Source organism: Bifidobacterium sp. LH_424 (genome assembly GCF_056356895.1).
Genome location: NZ_JBKEVC010000007.1, coordinates 124,274 through 142,876, shown reverse-complemented (window position 1 = coordinate 142,876; position 18,603 = coordinate 124,274). Strand labels below are relative to the sequence as shown.

The following is an 18,603-nucleotide window of genomic DNA, read 5'->3' as shown; positions in this document are numbered from 1 at the left end:
CTGCGATTCCCGGACATGAGAAACCGCACCTCCAATCATCGAATCCGAATTACTTCAGTCCAACAATCAGGGTGCGGTTCAGACGAGGGGGCTCCCGGCGAAGCCGGGTGGGGGAGAGACAGCTGGGGGTGTAACGTTCGTAGTAAACGTCGCACCCCGGCTATCAGCATCACCCGTCACTTCTTTTCCAGCTTGCCACCATCTCCATCACTAGGTTCATCATCATCCCCCGGCAACCAACCGGTATCCAAACGTTCCTTAAATGACTGAAACTGCTGATTCCTCACGTCATTATTTGATAATGATTCTTTTTCAACCCTCTCGCACACATAAGCTCGCAGCTTTGCCACTAGTTTTTCTCGAGTCATCCCTTCCCAAACAATAGAATCATTGCGAGCAACAAAGAAAGTGCACATTGAGCACAATAATTCAAGAACTGAAATTAACCCACTTTTATAAAAGTCAGGATTATGGAGATAAAGACGCTTATAAATATACAACAATCTCTCAGAATCCTTAAACCTCGAGGAATAGGAACCAATAACATATTTATGTTGATTTATTGCATCAATTAAGCAAAACTCATCCTCCTTAACATCGTTCTTTACAATTGGCAAATCGATGTAAGAAAATAAATAGATAAATGATATGGCCACATAGGAATTAGAGCCAGTAAATACTTCATCAATCAAGCGAGAGCATAAAGTTTTATACAAGTCATAAAAACCGTTCTCCAAAATACGTTGAAAAGCATTCCCAACAACGAAAAAAGTGTGCGTTGCAATAAACGAGACAAGTAACGAATTAGAGGTTTCATGATTACACAAAGCCATAAACTGTTTACGAAACTCCCCTTTGATGACATCAAATATTACATCACGACGACTCTTACGTTTAAACACAACTACGGGATCTACAGGAATATCTTTTCCCATAGTCAGAGACCAGTACAACAGCGAAACATTCGAAGTTATTCGATTATATACATCAATTGGATACCATTCAAATACTGACCTGCAATCAATTTCACCCAATGGAAGATAGGATACGTCTTCCATAATAGATAATTCCGAATTTGAACCGCCATCTCCTTTTATAGAATTACCACTTTCCATAACCAGCCAAGCGCCAGGAGTCATCTTCCCCTCCCAATCAATCAGATATATTGGATACTTCGATGTAAACCAATAAGGACGCATGCAGTCAACTATAAATGGATACTTCTCCCATTCTCTTATCTTTCTATCATCTTCAGACTTTTCTTCAACAGTGAGTGTTTTATCGCGATAACATCTTGAAACTAATTCTCTAAAGGTGTACGATACCCCAAAAGAATCATCGAAAGGGCTGTCATTAGCAATGATCTTCTCAGTTAATTTCGGGTAAGCAACACGTAAAACGCATGCAGCTAAACACTCGTTTGGCATAAACCATTCAGACGGCTTACCCAAAAGAAGATGCCCATTTCCACCATTATCTACAGTGCCATACATATCATAAATACGATGCTTAGTAATAAAGTATAGATTGCGAACATCAACCCATATGCGATAGTCAGGAAAGTGTTTGGCAATCAAGCGCAACAATTCCTTATCAAAATAATCTTCAGACATTATTCCACCTCACCAGTCTTTGTTTTCCCCTTATTTTGAGATGCGTATTTTCATAACGCATTATCTTCCATCAATTCCTGGAGCACTCCAGCACCATTTCCATATGCGACAAACGGTCGTACATATACATTAACATCAAAGAATTTAGCCTTGTTTTCGGCTGTCTCATATGGGGAACCATACGCCGAAGCGAAGTTGTCGTCGCCCATGACGTAGATGAAGGTTACGGTTTGGTTGTGCATTTGGGTTGACGAGTTGATGAGCATGTTGAGCTCGCGCAGCTCATAGAAGATGTTCATGTCATCAGCGCGGTCGAGATCTTCGAACACCACATAGCGGATGTTCGCCTTCTCAAGCAGGAAGATGATTTCATCAAGGTACTTATCGAAATAGTCGAGATTGGCCTTGTTGTCTTCATACGACAGCGAAACGCCTTCTGCAGCGGCCTGGATTTTCGAGAGACGCAGCCGGTCTTTCAACGCAAAAGACAAGCAACAGACAATGACCACAATCACCACTGCATTGAATAGCCACGGGCTCTTCCACCAACGATCAGGTTCTTTGATGAAGCCACGCACACCTTCAAGTGTTGGTTTGCTTTGCGAGATCCATACGAAGAACACCAATAAAGCACAACCCAACGCTGGAACACTGACCAAAGACAGATTCTCACGTAGAGAACGCCGTGAACGCAAGCGGTGGAAGTGCGACAGGTCGACGATGCGCGGGGCGACGCTGTAAATCAGCTGCTTGACGACTTCCCGTTGGATATCAAGAGTCTTGGCGCTGTGCTCTTGTGTGGAACCACTGTCCTTTTTCAAGTGGATGGACTTCCACTACTACGTGGTCAGTCTGATATCGCATCGTTTTATTGTTCGCCGCAGGAGCTGAACTATCCGCCGGCTTTTTGCCCGCTGCTTCTTCAGACGAAGGCGAGACATCAGGAACATTGCTCGATGAAGTTGTGTCACCAACATTTGCATTCGGCGCAGCTGCGGGAGATTTCCCATTCTTCTTCGGACGAGGTAATACCTCGTCCGAGGTTTTCTTGACGGTAGAATCCTCTTGCCTGCAGAGCAGCAGCGAAGACACTTTGATGTAGCCCGGTATAGCTTTGGCTCGTGCTCGTCGCCTAATAGAAAAAGCCACAAGAACAACAAGCGCAAGGAACCCACAAATGATTCCCAAGACGTTCCGCCACCATCGCCAAGGATGTAATCGCAAAGCGCTCAGAGACATAGCCGCAAACACCCCAGCCATGCCGATACCAAAGACAACGAGTGCTATCCATCGCAGAATCGATCCAAACTTACGACCGGCCCAATGCGGAGCCTTCGTATCAATCCCGTCTCTCAACCAATGCGGACCCTTTTTACAAATTCCATCTCTAAACCAGTCATACGTATACAAACTAGGGAACCCCAGCTTGGTCAGCCAGCGGAATTCGTAGCGGACGTAGCGTTCGAAGCCTTGGATGATGCTGCTTTTGCCGGTGCCGTAGCCGCCCAGCAGAGCGACGTTGCGCGGCAGGCCGGCGTAGGCGTCGTCTATCGCATCATCTGCGGCAGCCGAACCATCGACGGGATCGCTCTTCTTGTCGTGCTTCACCAGATCGGGATTGCATGCGTCGTACAACGTGCGGGCGTAGGTGCCGTGGCGCGTCTCCTCGAAGCGCGGCATCAATCGTCGTAATGGCACACCTGTTCTGCCGATGTGGCCCTTGCCCTTTTCCTGTCCTCCCATTGACATGCCCTTCTTCGCCCACACGCCCCTGCGCGTCCGCGAAACATGTGTTCCATCATACGCGCCATACGACTGCCGGGCGGGATTCTGTTGGGCATTCTCCAAGAGTCCGCGGGGCAACGGGGGAAAATCCACGTCATTTGAGTCCCCATCGACCCCGCCCGGAAGCCGTGCCACACTATGAGTCAGCGCGGCAGTTGTGGCGCACGGCCAGCGATGCGTTGCACAACGTGCGCGGCGTCCACCCGACAATAGCAGATCCGGCAAGTCAGTAGGCGACGAAATGCGGATGTCAGTGTGTGCTGCGACAAGCGTCCGAGCGCTTTACCCCCCTCAGTCCGGCTTTGCCGGACAGCTCCCCCGAAGGGGGCGCAAATTGGAGAAAGTCGCTCTACTGTTCGGATACGAGCGGCTGCTCGGGGACCAGCGGCTGGATGTTCTCCACCGTGGAGGGGTCGAAGGTGAAGATCTCGTAGTCGCGCTGGAGGTTCATCCAGAATTCGGCGGAGGTGTTGAGCGCCTTGCCAAGCCGGTGGGCCATCGCCACGCTGATGCCGCGCTTGCCCTTGATGATCTCCCCTACCGCCGTCTCGGAGACGCCGATCGCCTTGGCGAGCCGATAGTTGCTGATGCCCAGCGGCTCCAGGAACTCCTCCTTGAGAATCTCGCCGGGGGTGGCGAACAAGTCCCTCCTGCTGGTAGTCGTCGAAGCAGACATCTTCAACCCTCCTCTGCACGGCACACCAATCCATCTAATACTATCGCCATCCGTTAGTATCGCCAAACGTTAGTAGTGCGGGGCGGCGGGAATGTGCGCCGTCCCGCACGGTGGCGTTACATTGCGGGGTCGCCGAAGTCGTCGGGCTCGTCCGGTTCGCTCATTTCGCCGGTGGCGGGGTTGACGGCGGCGGTTGCGGCGTCGGCGGCCATGCCGCCTGCCGCAGTAGCACCGTCCGCACCGCCTGCCGCGGCGTCAGCGCCAGCTACCACCCCTGCGATGCCGGCACCGCCATCGCCGCCACCCACGCCGTCCGTATCGATGACAACGCCGGTCACGGAGGCGGGATTCGGCGGAATCGCGGGGTTCAGCGGGTTCGCCGGGGCGCCGTTCGCAGCCATACCAGCCGCGCCGCCACCCCCGGCCACACCATTACCGTCCGTTCCGCCGTCCGCGCCGGCACCGGCGTTGACGCCGGGCTGCCGGCGCGAGAGGCGGGCGAATGTGGCGACGCCCTGGCTCAGGTCGGGGCCTACCGCGGCGGCGTCGATGACGGGCGTCATGCGGTCGACGCCTTCCTTCTGCCAGCGTTCGGTGCGCATCGTGCCGGTCACGATCACGGGGTCGCCTTTGCCCAGTGATCCGAGAATGTTCTTCGCGAGTCCGCGGTAGGCGCACACGCTCACCCACGTGGTGTCACGGTCACGCCACTGCCCCGTGCCCTGGTCGAAGAAACGCGGCGTCACGCCCAGACGGAACGAGCATGCGGGGACGTTCGCGTTCGTATTGAAGGAGACGGGATTCGCCCCGAGATTGCCGGTGACGGTCACCAGCGCTTGTTGGATGCCCATGTGAGGTCCTTTCCGGCCGGCTGGTCGGCCGGCGCTGCATCGTTGCGGTTTGCGGTTCTGGACCGGGAAATCGGGCGACGACGCCGATTCCCCGGTGGTTCCAGCGTGCGTCATCGCGCGGGTGCGTCGCCAGTGCGACGGGACGATGTGGATAGAGCCCCGGAGTCCGGGCGTGTTGTGGATAACGTGTGGATGGGGAGCGGGTTATCCACAATTATGCGGGGTGATGGGGTTGGGCGGGAGGTCGGGTGCGGAGGGATGCCGGGTGATGCGAAAACGCGCACGGGAATGCACATGATTACGCGGGGATGGAGGATGCGGATTGATATGCGCATGTTGCGGATCGCGGGCGGACTACCCCTCAGTCGGCTTCGCCGACAGCTCCCCTGACAAGGGGAGCCGAAGCACTTCGGGCGCCGCCTCAATGCCGGGTTGCGCAGGTTCCTTGACAAGGGGAGCCGAGAATACGAGAAAGGCCGCCGCATCTTGGTGGATGCGGCGGCCTTTGGGTTGGGCAGGAGCCCCCTCAGTCCGGCTTCGCCGGACAGCTCCCCCTGAAAGGGGGAGCGCAAGAGGATTGCATGCGCCGTAGGCGCATTCAGGTTCCCTTACGCTCCTTTATCGCATGCGCCGTAGGCGCATTCCGTTTCCTTGGAATCCGGGCGCTTACTGGCGCTTGCGGTAGAGGGCGGTGGTGGTGCCGGCGGCGGCGAGGAGCAGGGTCAGCGCGGCGAGGGTGGCGACGGCGCTGCCGGTCTTGGAGAGCGCGGCGCCCTTGTTGCCGTTACCCTTGCCGGCGTTACCATTGCTGCCGGAACCGTTGCCAGCGCCGTTACCGGAGCCGGCGTTGCCGTTGTTGCCGGCGTTGCCGTTGTTGTTGCCCGGGTTGGAAGGCGTCGGGGCCTTCTTCTCCAGACCGGCGAGCGCCTTGGTGAGCGCGTCCTTGGCGTCGGACACCTGCTTCGCGGTGGCGGACTCGTCGCCGAGCACGTCATTGGCGGCGGCGACGGCCGCGTCGAGGAGCTTGAGCGACTTGTCGGTGTACTGGCTGCGGTCGATCGCGGCGGCCTTGGCGACCTCGGCTTCGAGCGCGGACTTGTCCACCGGCTTCTGCTCAGGCTCGGTAGCGGCCTCGAGACCGAGGACGGCCTTGACCAGCGCGGTCTGCACGTCGGTCACCTGATCCTGCGTGGCGGCGTCGTTGTCAAGCACGGCCTGCGCGGAAGCGAGCGCGTCGGCAAGCGCCTTCCAGGTCTCCGGCGTGTAGTCGGATTCCTTGAGGTTCTTGGCGTTGACCGCGTCGACCGTGGCCTTGAGCCCGTCCTTGACCACCGGGGTCGGGGTCGGCTCGACGACCTTCTCGAGGCCGGCGACCGCTTCGACCAGCTTCTGCTGGGCGTCGGTCACCTGCGCCTGGGTGGCGTTGGCGTTGTCGAGCACCTTCTGGGCGGCGTCGAGCGCGTCGGCGAGCACCTTCCAGCTTTCGGCCGTGTACGCGGACTTGTCGAGCTTGTTCGCGACTTCGACGGAGACCTTGAGGCCGGACTTGTCGACGGTGGGCTTCTGCTCGACCGGCTTCAATCCGGCGACGGCATCGGCGAGCGCGGACTGCGCGGCGTCGACCTGGGCCTGCGTGGCGGAGTCGTCGGCGAGGACCTTCTGCGCGGAGGTGAGGGCGGCGGCGAACGTCTTCCACGTGTCGGACGTGTACGCGGACTGGTCCAGCTTGCCGGCGAGTTCGACGGCGGCCTTGAGTCCGGCCTTGTCGACCGGGACCGGCTTGGCGGCGACGGTCACTTCGACGCTGGCGGACTTGGTCGTGTCGGCGGTGGAGGTGGCGGTGATAGTCGCCTTGCCGGCGGCCACGGCGGTCACGTTGCCGTCCTTGTCGACGGTGGCGACCTTCTCGTCGGAGGACTTCCACGTGACGGTGGTCGCGGCGTCGCCGGTCACCTTCACGTCAGCGGTGAGCGCAGCCTTGTCGCCCTCGGTGAGCGCGAGCTTGCCGTCCTTCACGCCGTCACCGGCGATCGCGACGGAGTCGACGGACGGTTCCGGTGCGACGGCCTCGCCCTTGCCGAGGTTGATGTTGGCGTAGTTGGACTCGTTGCCGGCGGCGTCCTGCGCGTAGAAGTGCACGTAGGTGTCGTGGTCGGCGGAGAGCTGCACCTTGATCTTGTCGGCGTCCACGTAGGTGCCCCACATGGTGTTCTCGTTGGACTTCGGGTTGCTGGACGGACCGGTGGAGTAGAGCACGCGGGTCACGCCGGAGCCCTTGGCGCCGTCGTCGGCGGTGAGGGAGACGACCACGTCGTTGCCGTTCTTGCTGTCCTGCTTGGCGGTGACCTTCGGCGCGTTGGTGTCGACCTTGATGGTCTGGGAGGCTTCGCGGACGTTGCCGTTCTCGTCGGTGGCGCGGGCGGAGACGGTCACTTCGCCCTGCTCGGTCACGGAGACCGGGCCGATGCCGGCGGTCCACTCACCGTCGCCGATCTTGTATTCGACGGTCTTGATCGGCACGGTGGAGACGCCGCGCAGCGCGGTGATCGTGAACTTCGGCGTGGTGGTGTACCAGCCGGAGCCGGGGGCGGCGGAGTCGAAGTCGATGGAGACGATCGGCTTGGCGTTCGGGTCGGACGGGGCGACGACGAAGAACATGCCGGACGCCTTGACGCCATCAACGCCTTCGATCGCGCCGGAGACCTCGCCCATCTGCTCGGCCTCGGCGTAGTCGGCGGCCGGGATCTCGTCCCAGGTCACCTTGTGGCCGGATTCGACGGAGCCGTCGGCGTAGGTGAGGGCGACCGTGTCCTGCAGGACCGGCTTGACCTTCGGTGTGGTGACGGTGGAGACGTATTCGGCGTCGGTCACCTCGGTGTCCAGCTGGTCGTAGACGCCGATCGTGGCGGTCACCTGGCCTGCCTCGACCTTGATGCCGTCATAGGTGCCGGCCTTGGTCGCGCCCTTGACTTCCGCGGTGGTGCCGGCGGTCGCGTAGGCGTCGGCCGGAACGGCCTCCCACGTGACGGGCACCTTGAGGCTCGGGCCGTCCTCCGGGGTCACCCACACTTCGGCGGGCAGCTTGGAGGTCGGGTCGACGCCGGGCGTGGTGCGCACGGCGACCTGCTGCGTGTATTCGAAGGCGTCCGGGTCGCCCGGGTCGACGGGCAGGGCGGCGCTGGTGCCGAGCACCTGCCACTCGGTGACGGTGATGCCCTTGTTGTCGTTGGCCTGCTTGTTGACGACGAGGCGCAGCGACTTGGTGGTCACCTGATCGAAGGTGTACGTGTACGGGCCGTAGACCGGGTTGGACGCGTCGAGCTGGTCGTCGGTCGGGAACGTCTTGTCGACCTTGAGGTTCGGCACGGTCTCGTACTTGCCGGAGTCGGCGTTCAGGTATTCGATGGAGACGCTCTTCGGCAGCGGCACGCCGCCGTCACCGGTCTTCACGTTCGTCCAGTAGTAGCCGACGGACTTGGAGGTGGTCACGTCGCGGTTCCACGTGTACGTGGCGGTCTCGTGGTCGGAGGTGTTGCCCCACGTGCCCCAGCCGCCGTAGCTGGCGTTGCCGTCGATGCTGCCGTCGTTGATGGCGGCGGTCGAGTTCCAGCCGGTCACGTAGCTGACGGACACGTCAGGTGCGTTGTCGTTGCCTTTTTCCGTGTTGAGGGCGACGTTCGTCTCCGCGGGAGCCGGGTCGTCCGCCGCGCTGGCCGGTGCGGCGAATGCGCCGCCGGCCAGCAGCGTCGCGGCGGCGACGGCGAACGCGGCGAAGCGTTTCGCCAGTCCCGCCTTCGCGGCCGTTGCAGTGCTTGCGATGGTCATGGATGATGCTTTCTCTTGAAGTGATGTCTGTGATGATTGCGTGGATTGCGGCGGGGTCAGCTCATCTTGGCGCGGCCGGCGGCGAGGAGGATCGCCTGGCGATCGCGGCTGGAGAGGAGTCCCTCGTCCTGGTAGGTCTTGGTGACCTCCTGGACCTTCTTGACGAAGGCGGTGCGGTTCGCGAACGGCGCGGCCGCCCAGATGTCGTCCATCAGGGTGGACTCGCTGCGGTCCTTCGCGGCCGGGCGCTTCGGGTTCCTCACGTCGGTGAGCTTGCCCGCGAACCCCACGTAGTCGTCCTTGCGCTGGAAGTACATGTGGTACGGGGTGTTGTCGCCGTTGTAGGCGGGCTCGAACTCGTCGCCGTCGATGATGAAGTAGTTGGCGGTGCCTTCCTTCTTCTGCACGCCGAGCTTGATCGTGCCATCCAGTCCGTTGCGCTCGTAGAAGCCGCGCTGGATGAACTTGGTGGACGGGTTGAGCGCGTTAAGCAGCGTCGGGCCGTAGAACAGCGCCTGGATGTCCTTGCGGTCGTCGGTCGACTCGGTGCGCAGCTGCAGCGGGATGGTGACGACGATCTTGTCGCCGGCCTTCCAGTCACCTTCCACGGTGGCGTATTCGCCGGCCTTGACGCCGTCGACGGCCTTGCCGTTCACCGCGATCGTCGCGCCCTTGCTCCAGGCGGGGATGCGGATGCGGAAGGTGACCTTGCTCGTCGGCGTCGCGGTGACGGCGAGCGTCGAGGTCTCCTCTTCCGGGTAGTTGGTCTCCTGGGAGAGCTTCAGCCCCGTGTCCGCCCAGTCGAGCGTGGATGGCGTGAACAGGTTGACGTACAGCTCCTTGTTGTCGGCCGAGTGGAAGTAGATGGAGTCCTGGTACTTCGTGTGACTCTCCAACGCGGTGCCGCCGCAGCAGGTGCCGACGTTGCCGTCGCCGTATTCCTTCTGTGTGGCGGGGTTCACCGGGTACATGTAGCAGTTGCCCGGGGTGAATCCGGTCGTCGCATCCTGCGTGGGGTTGTGCAGGTCGCGCGACTTGCCGCCGAGGATGTGGTTGAGGATCGTGCGCTCGTAGTAGTCCATGTAGGCGGGCTTGTGGTCGATGAAGAACAGGCAGCGGGCGATCTTGAGCATGTTGTACGCGGCGCAGGATTCGGCGTTGCGCTTGCCGATGTCGCCGGCCACGGTGTGCGCCGGACCCCACATCTCGCCTTCGCCGGTGCCGCCGTGCGCGTACATGCGGCCGGGCACGATCATGCCCCAGAAGCCTTCGACGGCCTTGAGGTAGCGCTTGCGATCCGCCTCCTTGATGTCCGCGTCGGCCATGGCCGCGTCCTTCGCGTAGCCGACGAACTGCGGGATGTGCTGGTTGGCGTGCAGGTTGTTGAGGATGTCGACGCCTGCGCCGCAGTTGTCGATCAGCTTGTCGGTGTCGAAGAACTTCGAGGCCTTGAGGAACTCGTCGCGGTCCTTGTCCTTGGACACGTTGTACAGGTCGACGAGCGAGTCGTTCATGCCGCCGTATTCGCCGCCGATGTAGATGTCCCACATCTTCTGCAGCTGGCTCTTCGTGCACTTGCTCAGACGCGAATAGGCCCAATGGCCGATGCCCTCGGCCAGGTCGAGCGCGTCCTCGTTGCCCGCGTATTCGTAGCAGGCGATCAGGCCGGCGAGAATCTTGTGCTCGGTGTACCAGGGCGCCCAGATCTCACCGTAGGGGGCGTACTCCTCCAACGCCTTGAACTGCCATTCGCCGTAGGCGGCGAGGAATCCGGGGTGCGAGTAGCGGGCCTTGCCGTTGTAGGTCATCTTGCGCAGCGCGTCACGACATTCCACGAGTCCGGCGATGAGCGCGTTGATCTTGTTGAGAATCGCCTCTTCGCCGCTTTCCGCGTACGCCTGGGCGAGCATCGTCATCGCATGGCCGGCGTAGTGGCCGCGCAGCAGGCCGTCGGCACCGTTCTTGTTCTGGCCTCGCGTGTACTCGTCCGCACCCCACTGCTGCTCCTTGGCCTTGTCGACGGAGCCGTTCGGGAAGTTCTCCCAGCCTCCGGCGGGTTCGGCGCCCTTTGTATCGAGGCCGGCCTGCGCGCGGAAGCACGTGAGCATGCGGTCGATCGGGTAGTATCGGGCGAAGTTGAGCAGGTCGTCCTTGGCGCGCTCGAACACGCCGCCGGTCACGGCGACGCTTCTCAGCGGGAACGGCTGCACGTCCCACCCGGGCAGCGCCGGCGAATCGGTGATGTTGGCCACGGCCTTGGTGGTGCGCTGCGCGGCGGGCACGGTCACGCCGCCATTGCCGCCGGCGTTCGCCGCCGCACCGGCCGCGCCCGTGGCGGACGGGGCCGCCTGGGCCTGCGTGGTGCCTACTCCCAGTGCGCTCGCCACGGCGATGGTGCCGCCGATGGCGGCCGCGCCGGCGAGTACGGCGCGGCGTGAGATGCCGGTCGTCGCCATTGTTGCTTCTGTCGAACTCATCTTGCTCCTTCATTGGATGCCGGCGCGTCCATACGCCGGCGTTGGTGTCATGCGAGGGCGTCGACATGGCGGGAAGAAGGCGCGAAAAAGCGTCCGTCCGGGGCGACGGCGGCCGTTCCCGTTGGTGGTGCGTCCCCTGTCTGTTGTCTTGTTCGGGGCGGAAACGATCGTCGTCTTCCCTGACTGGCTCCTGCGCCGGCTCCTTCCTCCATATCGGCTCCGCGGCCTCCTTTGCCGCGGCACCCTTGCTGTGCACGTTCACAATAAGCACGTTTCCCGCGGACCTCCAAACACCAAGCGCATCCCCCACGCCCCAGTTGCATGTGCGAAAACCTTTTTCCCAATGAGTTGCGCAACTTGTTGCGCATGTTTTCCGCTTCGTTGCACGTTGCGCAACGACACCCGATTTGGCCGTGTCCTCCGCGACGGGCTATACTCGCGAATTGGTGCGTCAATAAGAAGAACCTTCCCTGTCACAACGCAGTAGTTGGAAGGACAGTTCATCATGGCCAATCTTCGTCCCACCGAGCTCATCATCATCCTGCTCATCGTCGTGCTGCTGTTCGGCGCGAAGAAGCTGCCGGAGCTCGCCAAGTCCGTCGGACAGTCGCTGAAGATCTTCCGTTCCGAGACCAAGACCGACGACGCCGAAACCGTGAACGCCACCGCGCAACCCGCCCCCGCCCCGGCCGTCACCGCCGCACCCGCGCCCGTCGCCGCACCCGCGGCCACGGTGAACGCCACCGCCGCGCCGGCACCCGCATCCGTGACCGGAGCCGCGACGCGATGAACGCGGTTTCCGGAAGCTTCACGCCTCCGGCACCGACGCTGCATCCCAGCGAACGCGACACGCATCTCGATCTCGACAGTCTTCTCGTCGAACCGGAGACCGACGTCGCCGCCGCAGGCAGCGCCGCGGCGCCGGCGACGTCGTCACGCGACACACGCAACGCACGAAACACACGCAACGCGGGCAAACCGCGCAAATCCCGCAGACCCCGCAACCCGCAGGCGGTCATGCCGCTGGCCGACCATCTCATCGAGTTCCGCACGCGCTTCATCCGCGCCGCGGCGGGCATCGCCGTCATGACCGTGGCGGGATGGATGGTCAGCGACCAGGTGTTCCGCATCCTGCAACAGCCGTTCCTCACGGCGGCCGCCCAGCAGCAGGGGCTGATGAGCATCACGTTCAACGGCGTGGTCTCCGCGTTCAACGTGAAGCTGGAGATCGCGTTCTTCCTCGGGATGGTCGCCTCCTGCCCATGGTGGTCGTACCAGCTGTGGGCGTTCATCAATCCGGGGCTCAAGCGCAGGGAGCGCTGGACGGCCGTCGCGTTCATCGGCGCGTCCGTGCCGCTGTTCCTCACGGGCGCGGGCCTCGCTTGGTATTTCCTGCCGCAGGCGGTCGCGATCCTCACCGGATTCGCGCCTGCGGACACGGCGACGCTGCTCAGCGCCGACGTGTACTTCGACTTCATTCTGCGCATGACGCTCGCCTTCGGCCTGTCGTTCCTGCTGCCGGTCGTGATGGTCGCGTTGACGATGATGGGCGCCGTCGAGACACGCACGTGGCTCAGGCAGTGGCGTGTGGCCGTGCTGGTCGCGTTCGTCTTCGCCGCCGTGGCGACGCCGACCGGCGACCCGGGCACGCTGTGCGCGCTCGCCCTGCCGATCTGCGCGATCTACTTCGCGGCGATCGGCGTGTGCTGGCTGTACGAGCGCATCCAATTGTGGAGGATCATGCGCGAGGCCGGCGAGGAGCCGAGATTGTTCGCGGCGTGGCGCAAGGTGCGCGAGACGGTCGCGCGGATCGCGCCCGGCCGCGCACGCAAGGCGCGGGCCGTGGCCGCGACGTCCGACGCAGTGACGTCGCCTGCCGCGCCATCGGAAGGAGAGTGAGAGCATGTTGTTCGGTATTTCCGGCACGGAACTGGTGGTGATTCTCGTCATCGCCGTGATTCTGGTCGGTCCGGACCGTCTGCCCGGATACGCGCGCAAGGCGGGCCGTTTCATCCACGACCTGCGTGCGCGCGGCGCCGCGTTGCGCAAGCAGAGCGACATCGACGTGCACGGCATCGTCGAGGATTCCGGCATCAACGACATCCGGCGGACGATCGACGGCGCGAAACAGGACGTCGACCGGCTCCTGCCGCCAATCCGCTGACGGGCGCGCGGCGGACGTGACGGACGACGGGCGCGTGATGGCGGGATCAGTCGGTGGGCAGCGTGGATTCGCGTTGGATGAGGCGGGCGGTCACATGGTCGACGCCATGATGCGGCCTGCCTTCAATCGCGTCCATCAGGCGCAACGCGGCCATGCGGCCCAGCGACTCGTTGCCGTCGTCGATGGAGGTGAGCCACGGGTGCGCGTACACGACGTAGTCCTCGCGGTCGTCATGGCCGATGACCGCGACGTCCTGCGGGACGTTGCGCCCGTTGCGTTCCAGTTCCTCGACGCATCCGCGCGCGATCACGTCGCTCTGGCAGACCACCGCGTCGAACGTGGGGTCGTCGTCCAGCAGCAGACGGACGGCGGCGCGACCCCATTCGACGTCCCACGGGCCGAACCGCGCCTTGCACGCGAGTTCCAGACCGGCCTCGTGCAACGCATCCTCCGCTCCCCGCAACCGTTCGTGAGAGACGCTGTACGTGCGGTCGCCGGCGATGACGGCGATGCGCGTGCGCCCGCAGGAGAGCAGATGCCGCACCGCCATGCGCCCCGATTCGACGTTGTCCTGCACGACGGAGCAGTCGGCCGGATCGGTGGAGGGGCCGTACGCGTACACGACGGGCACCGGCACGTCCAACCGGTAGGGCACCGGATCGGTGCGCCGCGAGATGATGAGCAGTCCGGCGACGTCCTGCGCGAGCAGTTGTTCGACGCACCGGTAGAGCAGCGCCTCGTTGCCGCCGGCGTTGACGAGCATCGGGGTGATCGAGCGCGCCTGCAGCGCGTTCTCCGCGCCGATGAGGATCGTCGGCGTGAACGTGCCGGCCAGGTCGATGCAGATGACGCCGATGCGCATGCCGGGCTGGACGCCAGCCGCCATGCCGGTCCCGATGCCGCCTGCGACGCCCGCGCCCATCGTGCGCTTCAACGAACGCATCTGCTCGGGCTCGTAGCCGAGCCGTTCGGCGGCCTCGAACACGCGACGACGCGTCTCCTCGTTGATGCGCGGCTGACCGCGCAACGCCCGCGACGCCGTGGACAACGCGACGTTCGCCGCCCGGGCGACATCCCTCAGCCGCACCGGCGCACGCCCAGGTGATTCCATGCCGACGCGGTCGCGGGATTCCTCGTCTTCCGGCGCGAGATCGCCCGTGGCGCCCATGGCACCGATCGCATGTGACATACGCACTCCCATCACACGCAGGCGACGCCGCCTGCCTTGCTTCCTCGTAACAGCACTCATTGTAGCCACGCGCGGCCGAGTGCGGTGAACGTTCACGGGGGTGTGATGACCAAGGAACGGCAGGCCGCTCCCCTAGCCGTTGCGCCGCTCGTAGATCCTTCCGCTGCCCTCGACCGCGGTGCGGCGGCCCACTTCGGTGGACTCGCGCACGACCATCGGGCACTCCACGCTGAACACGCCGTGATGCGGATGGCCGTTGATCGCGTCGAGCAGATACCTCGCCGCCATCTTGCCGATCATCGCGATGTTGTTGTCGAACGTGGTGAGCGTCGGGTGCACGTTCGCGCTGAACACGAACCAGTTGTCGTGTCCGATCACCGCGACGTCGCGCGGCACGTCCTTGCCCTCGGCCAGCAGGCCCCTCACCGCGCCGCGCGCGATCTCGTCGCTCAGACAGTAGATCGCGTCGAGATGCGGGTGGCGTTCGAGCAGCAGCTTCGCCGCGCGTTCGCCCCAATCCTCGCCCCACGTGTCGAACAGCATGTCGATCGGCTGGAAGTCATAGAGGGTGAACGTGCGTTGCGCGCCGACGATGCGGTCGTGCGCGGCTTGGAAATCCTCGGAACCGGCGATGATCGCGATGTAGCGGCGGCCGAGGCTCAGCAGGTATTCGATGGCCTGCGCGCCGGCGCCCACGTTGTCGCACACGATGCTGCAATCATCCGGATCGCGCGACGGATCGTAGGTGTAGACGACCGGCAGGCCCATCGTCGTGCGCTCGTCCAACGGCGGACGGGGGTTCGACGTGTCGCCCACGACGATCAGCCCGTCCACGCCGTAGGCGGCGAGACGGTCGATGTGGCTGCGTTCCAGCGCAGGCCGGCCGTGCGAGCTCATCAGCAGCGCCGCATGGTTGGAGGCGCCGAGCGTGGTCTCCGCGCCGGTGAGCAGCGGCAGCGAGAAGCGCCCGTTGTAGTCGGAGGTGATGAGCCCGACGAGTCCCGAACGTTTGCGCCGGCGCGTGGATTTGACGCGTTCGGCGGGACTCATGTAGCCGAGCCGTTGCGCGGCCGCCGCGACGGCGCGCTGGGTCTGCGGGGAGATGCGGTCGGCGTGCCGCAGCGCCTTCGACGCGGCCGACACCGACACGTTCGCCTCCCTCGCCACGTCGGCGAGCGTCACCTTGCGCCCCGCCGTTCCGGATGTCCCTGTCGCCATGGGCACCATGGTAACCCCTTACGACCGTGAGCGCTAACCCCCTTCGCTCCCGTTACGACGGGACGGTTCAGGCCGGAACGGCTCAGGCGTCGTCCGCGTCGTCAAGCAGACGCGTCGACTCGCGCGGCACGAGACGGCAGGACACGTAGTCGGTGCCGTGACGTCGCGTGCCGTTGAGCGCGTCGAGCAGGTAGCGCGCGGCGAGACGACCGACCGCCTCGCCGTTGTTGTCGATGCTGGTGATCGTCGGATGGGTGGCGTTGACGAACACCTCGCGGTTGTCGTGGCCGATGACCGCGACGTCGTCCGGCACCGTGACGCCACGGCGCTGCAGCTCCTCGAGCGCGCCGCGGGCGAGCGGATCATTCTGGCAGATGAGCGCGTCGAACTCCGCATGCTCGTCGTCGAGCAGACGACGCACGGACTCGCGGCCCCAATCCTCGGTCCACGCGCCGAACCGCACCTGTCCGGCCGGCTCCATGCCGAATTCGGAAAGCGCCTCCAATGTGCCCTTGAGACGGTCGCCGGCGGCGATGAACCGGTCGTCACCCGCGATCACGGCGATATGGTGGCGGCCGCAGTCGATGAGATGGTTGACGGCGAGACGGCCCGCTTCGAGATTGTCGCAGGTGACCGAGCAGTCCATCACGTTGGTGGACGGCCCGTAGGCGTAGACGATCGGGATGCCCCAGCCGTCGCCGAGCGAGGGATGCGGGTTCGTCTCGTCGTGGATGACGATGAGGCCGTCCACGTTCATCGAGATGAGCTGTTCGATGTGCCCCGGCTCCAGCGAGGCGTCGGATTGCGCGTTGGCAAGCAGCACGCTGATGCCGCGCGAGCTCATCTCCTGTTCGATGCCGACGAGCACCGGGCTCGTGCAGTGCGCGGTGAGCTCGTAGGTGAGCACGCCGATGCTGCTGGTGCGGCCTCCGGCGAGGGACTGGGCCTGCTTGTTCGGCGAATAGTCGAGACGTCGCGCCGCCTCGAACACGCGGGCGCGCGTGGCCTCGCTGATGCGCGGCTTGTTGTGCAACGCCTTCGAGGCGGTGGAGATCGATACGCCGGCGGCGGCCGCGACGTCCTCCAGACGGGCCACCGCGTATGCGCCCTTGCCCATGTTGACGTCCTTTCTGCGTGCGTCCGCGACGGCGGACGGTGAAGCGATGGTGACGGACCGATGGATGACCATCAATCGTATCCGAAAGAGCTGTGCCCCGGCGGGCGACTCGCATGGGGTCCATGGGGTTCGCCCGCCGGGGCACAGTGTGGAAGGAAGGAGATTAGGAGATAGGGATCCGGCTTGCCGTTCGCCCCGGAAGCCGGGAAGGGGGCTGGTCATCCGATGGGATGGCCGGGACCGGATCAGGCGTTGGCCTGCTCGGCCTTCAGCTGGGCCTCGTGACGCTCGGCCAGCTCGGCCTTGATCTGCGGCTCCATCTTCTCGAACTTGCGGTAGAAGCACATGATCACGGCGACGATCACGTAGACGATCACCGGCAGCCAGATGAAGCAGAAGGTGATGGCGTCCTGGGCGGCCTGGGACTGGACGTCCTTGGTCGCGTCGTAGCCGGCGGCGCCCATGATCTCGAGCGGGAGGAAGGCGCCGAAGCCGGAGCCGACCTGGATGCAGAAGGCGGAGCCGACGGCGGTCAGGAAGCCGGCCGCGTGGATGCCGGTCTTCCACTCGCCGTAGTCGACGGTGTCGGCGAGCATGCCGAACGGCATGCCGATGGCGATGGCGGCGCCGAACACGCCGATGGTCCAGAAGGTGACCAGCAGCGGCACGTTGTGGCCGGCGAGCGGCATCAGGGCCTGGCCGAGACCGCCGATGACGAGGCCGATGATCATGGTCAGGGTCTTGTTCTTGGTCTTGTTGGCGATGAACGGCATCGCGATGGTGCCGAGCAGGCCGAGGACCTGGACGCCGTTGAACAGGGAGACGAGGTCGCGGTTGTTGAGCACGTACTGGGCGTAGTAGGTGGACACGCCGTTACGGGTGGACTGGGCGACCCAGTAGATCACGAAGGCGACGACCAGGATGATCCACGGCCAGTTGCCCTTGGCGGCCTTCAGGGAGTCGGACAGCGGAATCGGCTTGTTGAGTTCCGGGTGGTAGTTGCGCTCGTTGAGGTTCTTGAAGGAGAACAGGAGCAGGATGATGGCGACGATGCCCCAGATCGCGGTGACGATCATGAAGCCGGTCTTGTCGCCGCCGCCGAAGTGGACGCCGAACCAGCCGACCAGCGGGATGGTGAAGGACGAGGTGATGAAGGAGCCGATCTGGCCGCCGGCCATACGGAAGGAGTTGGCGTTGTTGCGCTCGACCGGGTCGGAGGTGAGGTTCGGCAGGATGGCGGTGATCGGGGTCTGGATACCGGTGTAGATGGCGCCGGCGGCCAGGATGTAGGTGATTAGCGCGTACCAGAACTTCGGGGCGCCGTCAGGCAGGCTCGGAGCGGTGAACGCGATCCAGACGGTGATCGCGAACGGCACACACAGCCAGAGGAACCACGGACGGGACTGGCCCCACTTGGTGTTGGTGTGGTCGACGATGGAGCCCCACACGACGGCGGAGATGGCGTCGGCGAAGCGGGCGACCAGGAGGATCGTGCCCGCGCCCAGCGCGCCGGCGGCCGGGATGTGGAACACGTTGGTGTAGAAGTACATGATGTACGAGGAGATGGTCACGTACAGCAGGTTGCCTGCCATATCGGTGAAGGAGTAGGCGACCTTCTCCTTGACCGACAGCTTCACAGCGGAAGCGTCCTGAGTTGCAGCACTCATTGCTTTTTCCTTCTTCTTTGA

At 63.0% G+C, this 18,603-nt stretch carries 14 protein-coding genes; 3 read left to right on the top strand and 11 right to left on the bottom strand.

The window, feature by feature from the left end; genetic code table 11:
- Positions 1-176: 176 nt before the first annotated feature.
- The 7 genes from AC1AYP_RS07350 to AC1AYP_RS07320 all read right to left on the bottom strand — a co-directional run bounded on the left by AC1AYP_RS07350 (position 177) and on the right by AC1AYP_RS07320 (position 11,227).
- Positions 177-1,613, bottom strand: a complete 1,437-nt coding sequence (locus tag AC1AYP_RS07350; RefSeq protein ID WP_476502631.1) for a hypothetical protein — start codon at positions 1,611-1,613, stop codon at positions 177-179.
- A 50-nt stretch (positions 1,614-1,663) separates the two neighbouring features.
- Complete coding sequence (locus AC1AYP_RS07345) at positions 1,664-2,434, bottom strand: YobI family P-loop NTPase (protein WP_476547297.1); 771 nt, start codon at positions 2,432-2,434, stop codon at positions 1,664-1,666.
- Positions 2,385-3,356, bottom strand: coding sequence for a YidH family protein (locus tag AC1AYP_RS07340; protein ID WP_476547295.1), 972 nt, complete (start codon positions 3,354-3,356; stop codon positions 2,385-2,387). Before AC1AYP_RS07340 ends, AC1AYP_RS07345 begins: the two co-directional genes overlap by 50 nt.
- 391 nt (positions 3,357-3,747) lie before the next feature.
- Positions 3,748-4,074 carry a HigA family addiction module antitoxin gene (locus tag AC1AYP_RS07335; protein WP_476502633.1) on the bottom strand — a complete coding sequence of 109 codons (327 nt, stop codon included), beginning with the start codon at positions 4,072-4,074 and terminating at the stop codon, positions 3,748-3,750.
- A gap of 116 nt (positions 4,075-4,190) precedes the next feature.
- Positions 4,191-4,925 carry a single-stranded DNA-binding protein gene (locus AC1AYP_RS07330; protein ID WP_476502634.1) on the bottom strand — a complete coding sequence of 245 codons (735 nt, stop codon included), beginning with the start codon at positions 4,923-4,925 and terminating at the stop codon, positions 4,191-4,193.
- Positions 4,926-5,591: 666 nt separating this feature from the next.
- On the bottom strand, positions 5,592-8,750 hold the full coding sequence (locus AC1AYP_RS07325) for an OmpL47-type beta-barrel domain-containing protein (protein ID WP_476547294.1): 3,159 nt from the start codon (positions 8,748-8,750) through the stop codon (positions 5,592-5,594).
- 56 nt (positions 8,751-8,806) lie between these two features.
- On the bottom strand, positions 8,807-11,227 hold the full coding sequence (locus AC1AYP_RS07320) for a beta-L-arabinofuranosidase (RefSeq protein ID WP_476547292.1): 2,421 nt from the start codon (positions 11,225-11,227) through the stop codon (positions 8,807-8,809).
- Positions 11,228-11,732: 505 nt separating this feature from the next.
- Here AC1AYP_RS07320 and tatA point away from each other — a divergent pair.
- From tatA to AC1AYP_RS07305, 3 genes are read left to right on the top strand one after another with little or no spacing between them, the layout of a single operon-like run.
- Positions 11,733-12,017 carry a twin-arginine translocase TatA/TatE family subunit gene (gene tatA / locus AC1AYP_RS07315; RefSeq protein WP_476502637.1) on the top strand — a complete coding sequence of 95 codons (285 nt, stop codon included), beginning with the start codon at positions 11,733-11,735 and terminating at the stop codon, positions 12,015-12,017.
- On the top strand, positions 12,014-13,126 hold the full coding sequence (gene tatC / locus AC1AYP_RS07310) for a twin-arginine translocase subunit TatC (protein WP_476502638.1): 1,113 nt from the start codon (positions 12,014-12,016) through the stop codon (positions 13,124-13,126). The genes tatA and tatC overlap by 4 nt, the downstream gene beginning before the upstream one ends.
- 4 nt (positions 13,127-13,130) lie before the next feature.
- Positions 13,131-13,391, top strand: a complete 261-nt coding sequence (locus AC1AYP_RS07305; protein ID WP_476502639.1) for a twin-arginine translocase TatA/TatE family subunit — start codon at positions 13,131-13,133, stop codon at positions 13,389-13,391.
- A 46-nt stretch (positions 13,392-13,437) separates the two neighbouring features.
- Here the strand turns inward: AC1AYP_RS07305 and AC1AYP_RS07300 are convergent, their stop codons facing one another.
- The 4 genes from AC1AYP_RS07300 to AC1AYP_RS07285 all read right to left on the bottom strand — a co-directional run bounded on the left by AC1AYP_RS07300 (position 13,438) and on the right by AC1AYP_RS07285 (position 18,582).
- Complete coding sequence (locus AC1AYP_RS07300) at positions 13,438-14,502, bottom strand: LacI family DNA-binding transcriptional regulator (RefSeq protein ID WP_476547302.1); 1,065 nt, start codon at positions 14,500-14,502, stop codon at positions 13,438-13,440.
- Positions 14,503-14,712: 210 nt separating this feature from the next.
- On the bottom strand, positions 14,713-15,798 hold the full coding sequence (locus AC1AYP_RS07295; protein WP_476547290.1) for a LacI family DNA-binding transcriptional regulator: 1,086 nt from the start codon (positions 15,796-15,798) through the stop codon (positions 14,713-14,715).
- Between the two features lie 82 nt (positions 15,799-15,880).
- Positions 15,881-16,915, bottom strand: a complete 1,035-nt coding sequence (locus AC1AYP_RS07290) for a LacI family DNA-binding transcriptional regulator (protein ID WP_476502642.1) — start codon at positions 16,913-16,915, stop codon at positions 15,881-15,883.
- Between the two features lie 245 nt (positions 16,916-17,160).
- Positions 17,161-18,582 (bottom strand): MFS transporter, encoded by a 1,422-nt coding sequence (locus AC1AYP_RS07285; protein ID WP_476547288.1) that lies wholly within the window; start codon positions 18,580-18,582, stop codon positions 17,161-17,163.
- Positions 18,583-18,603 lie beyond the last annotated feature (21 nt).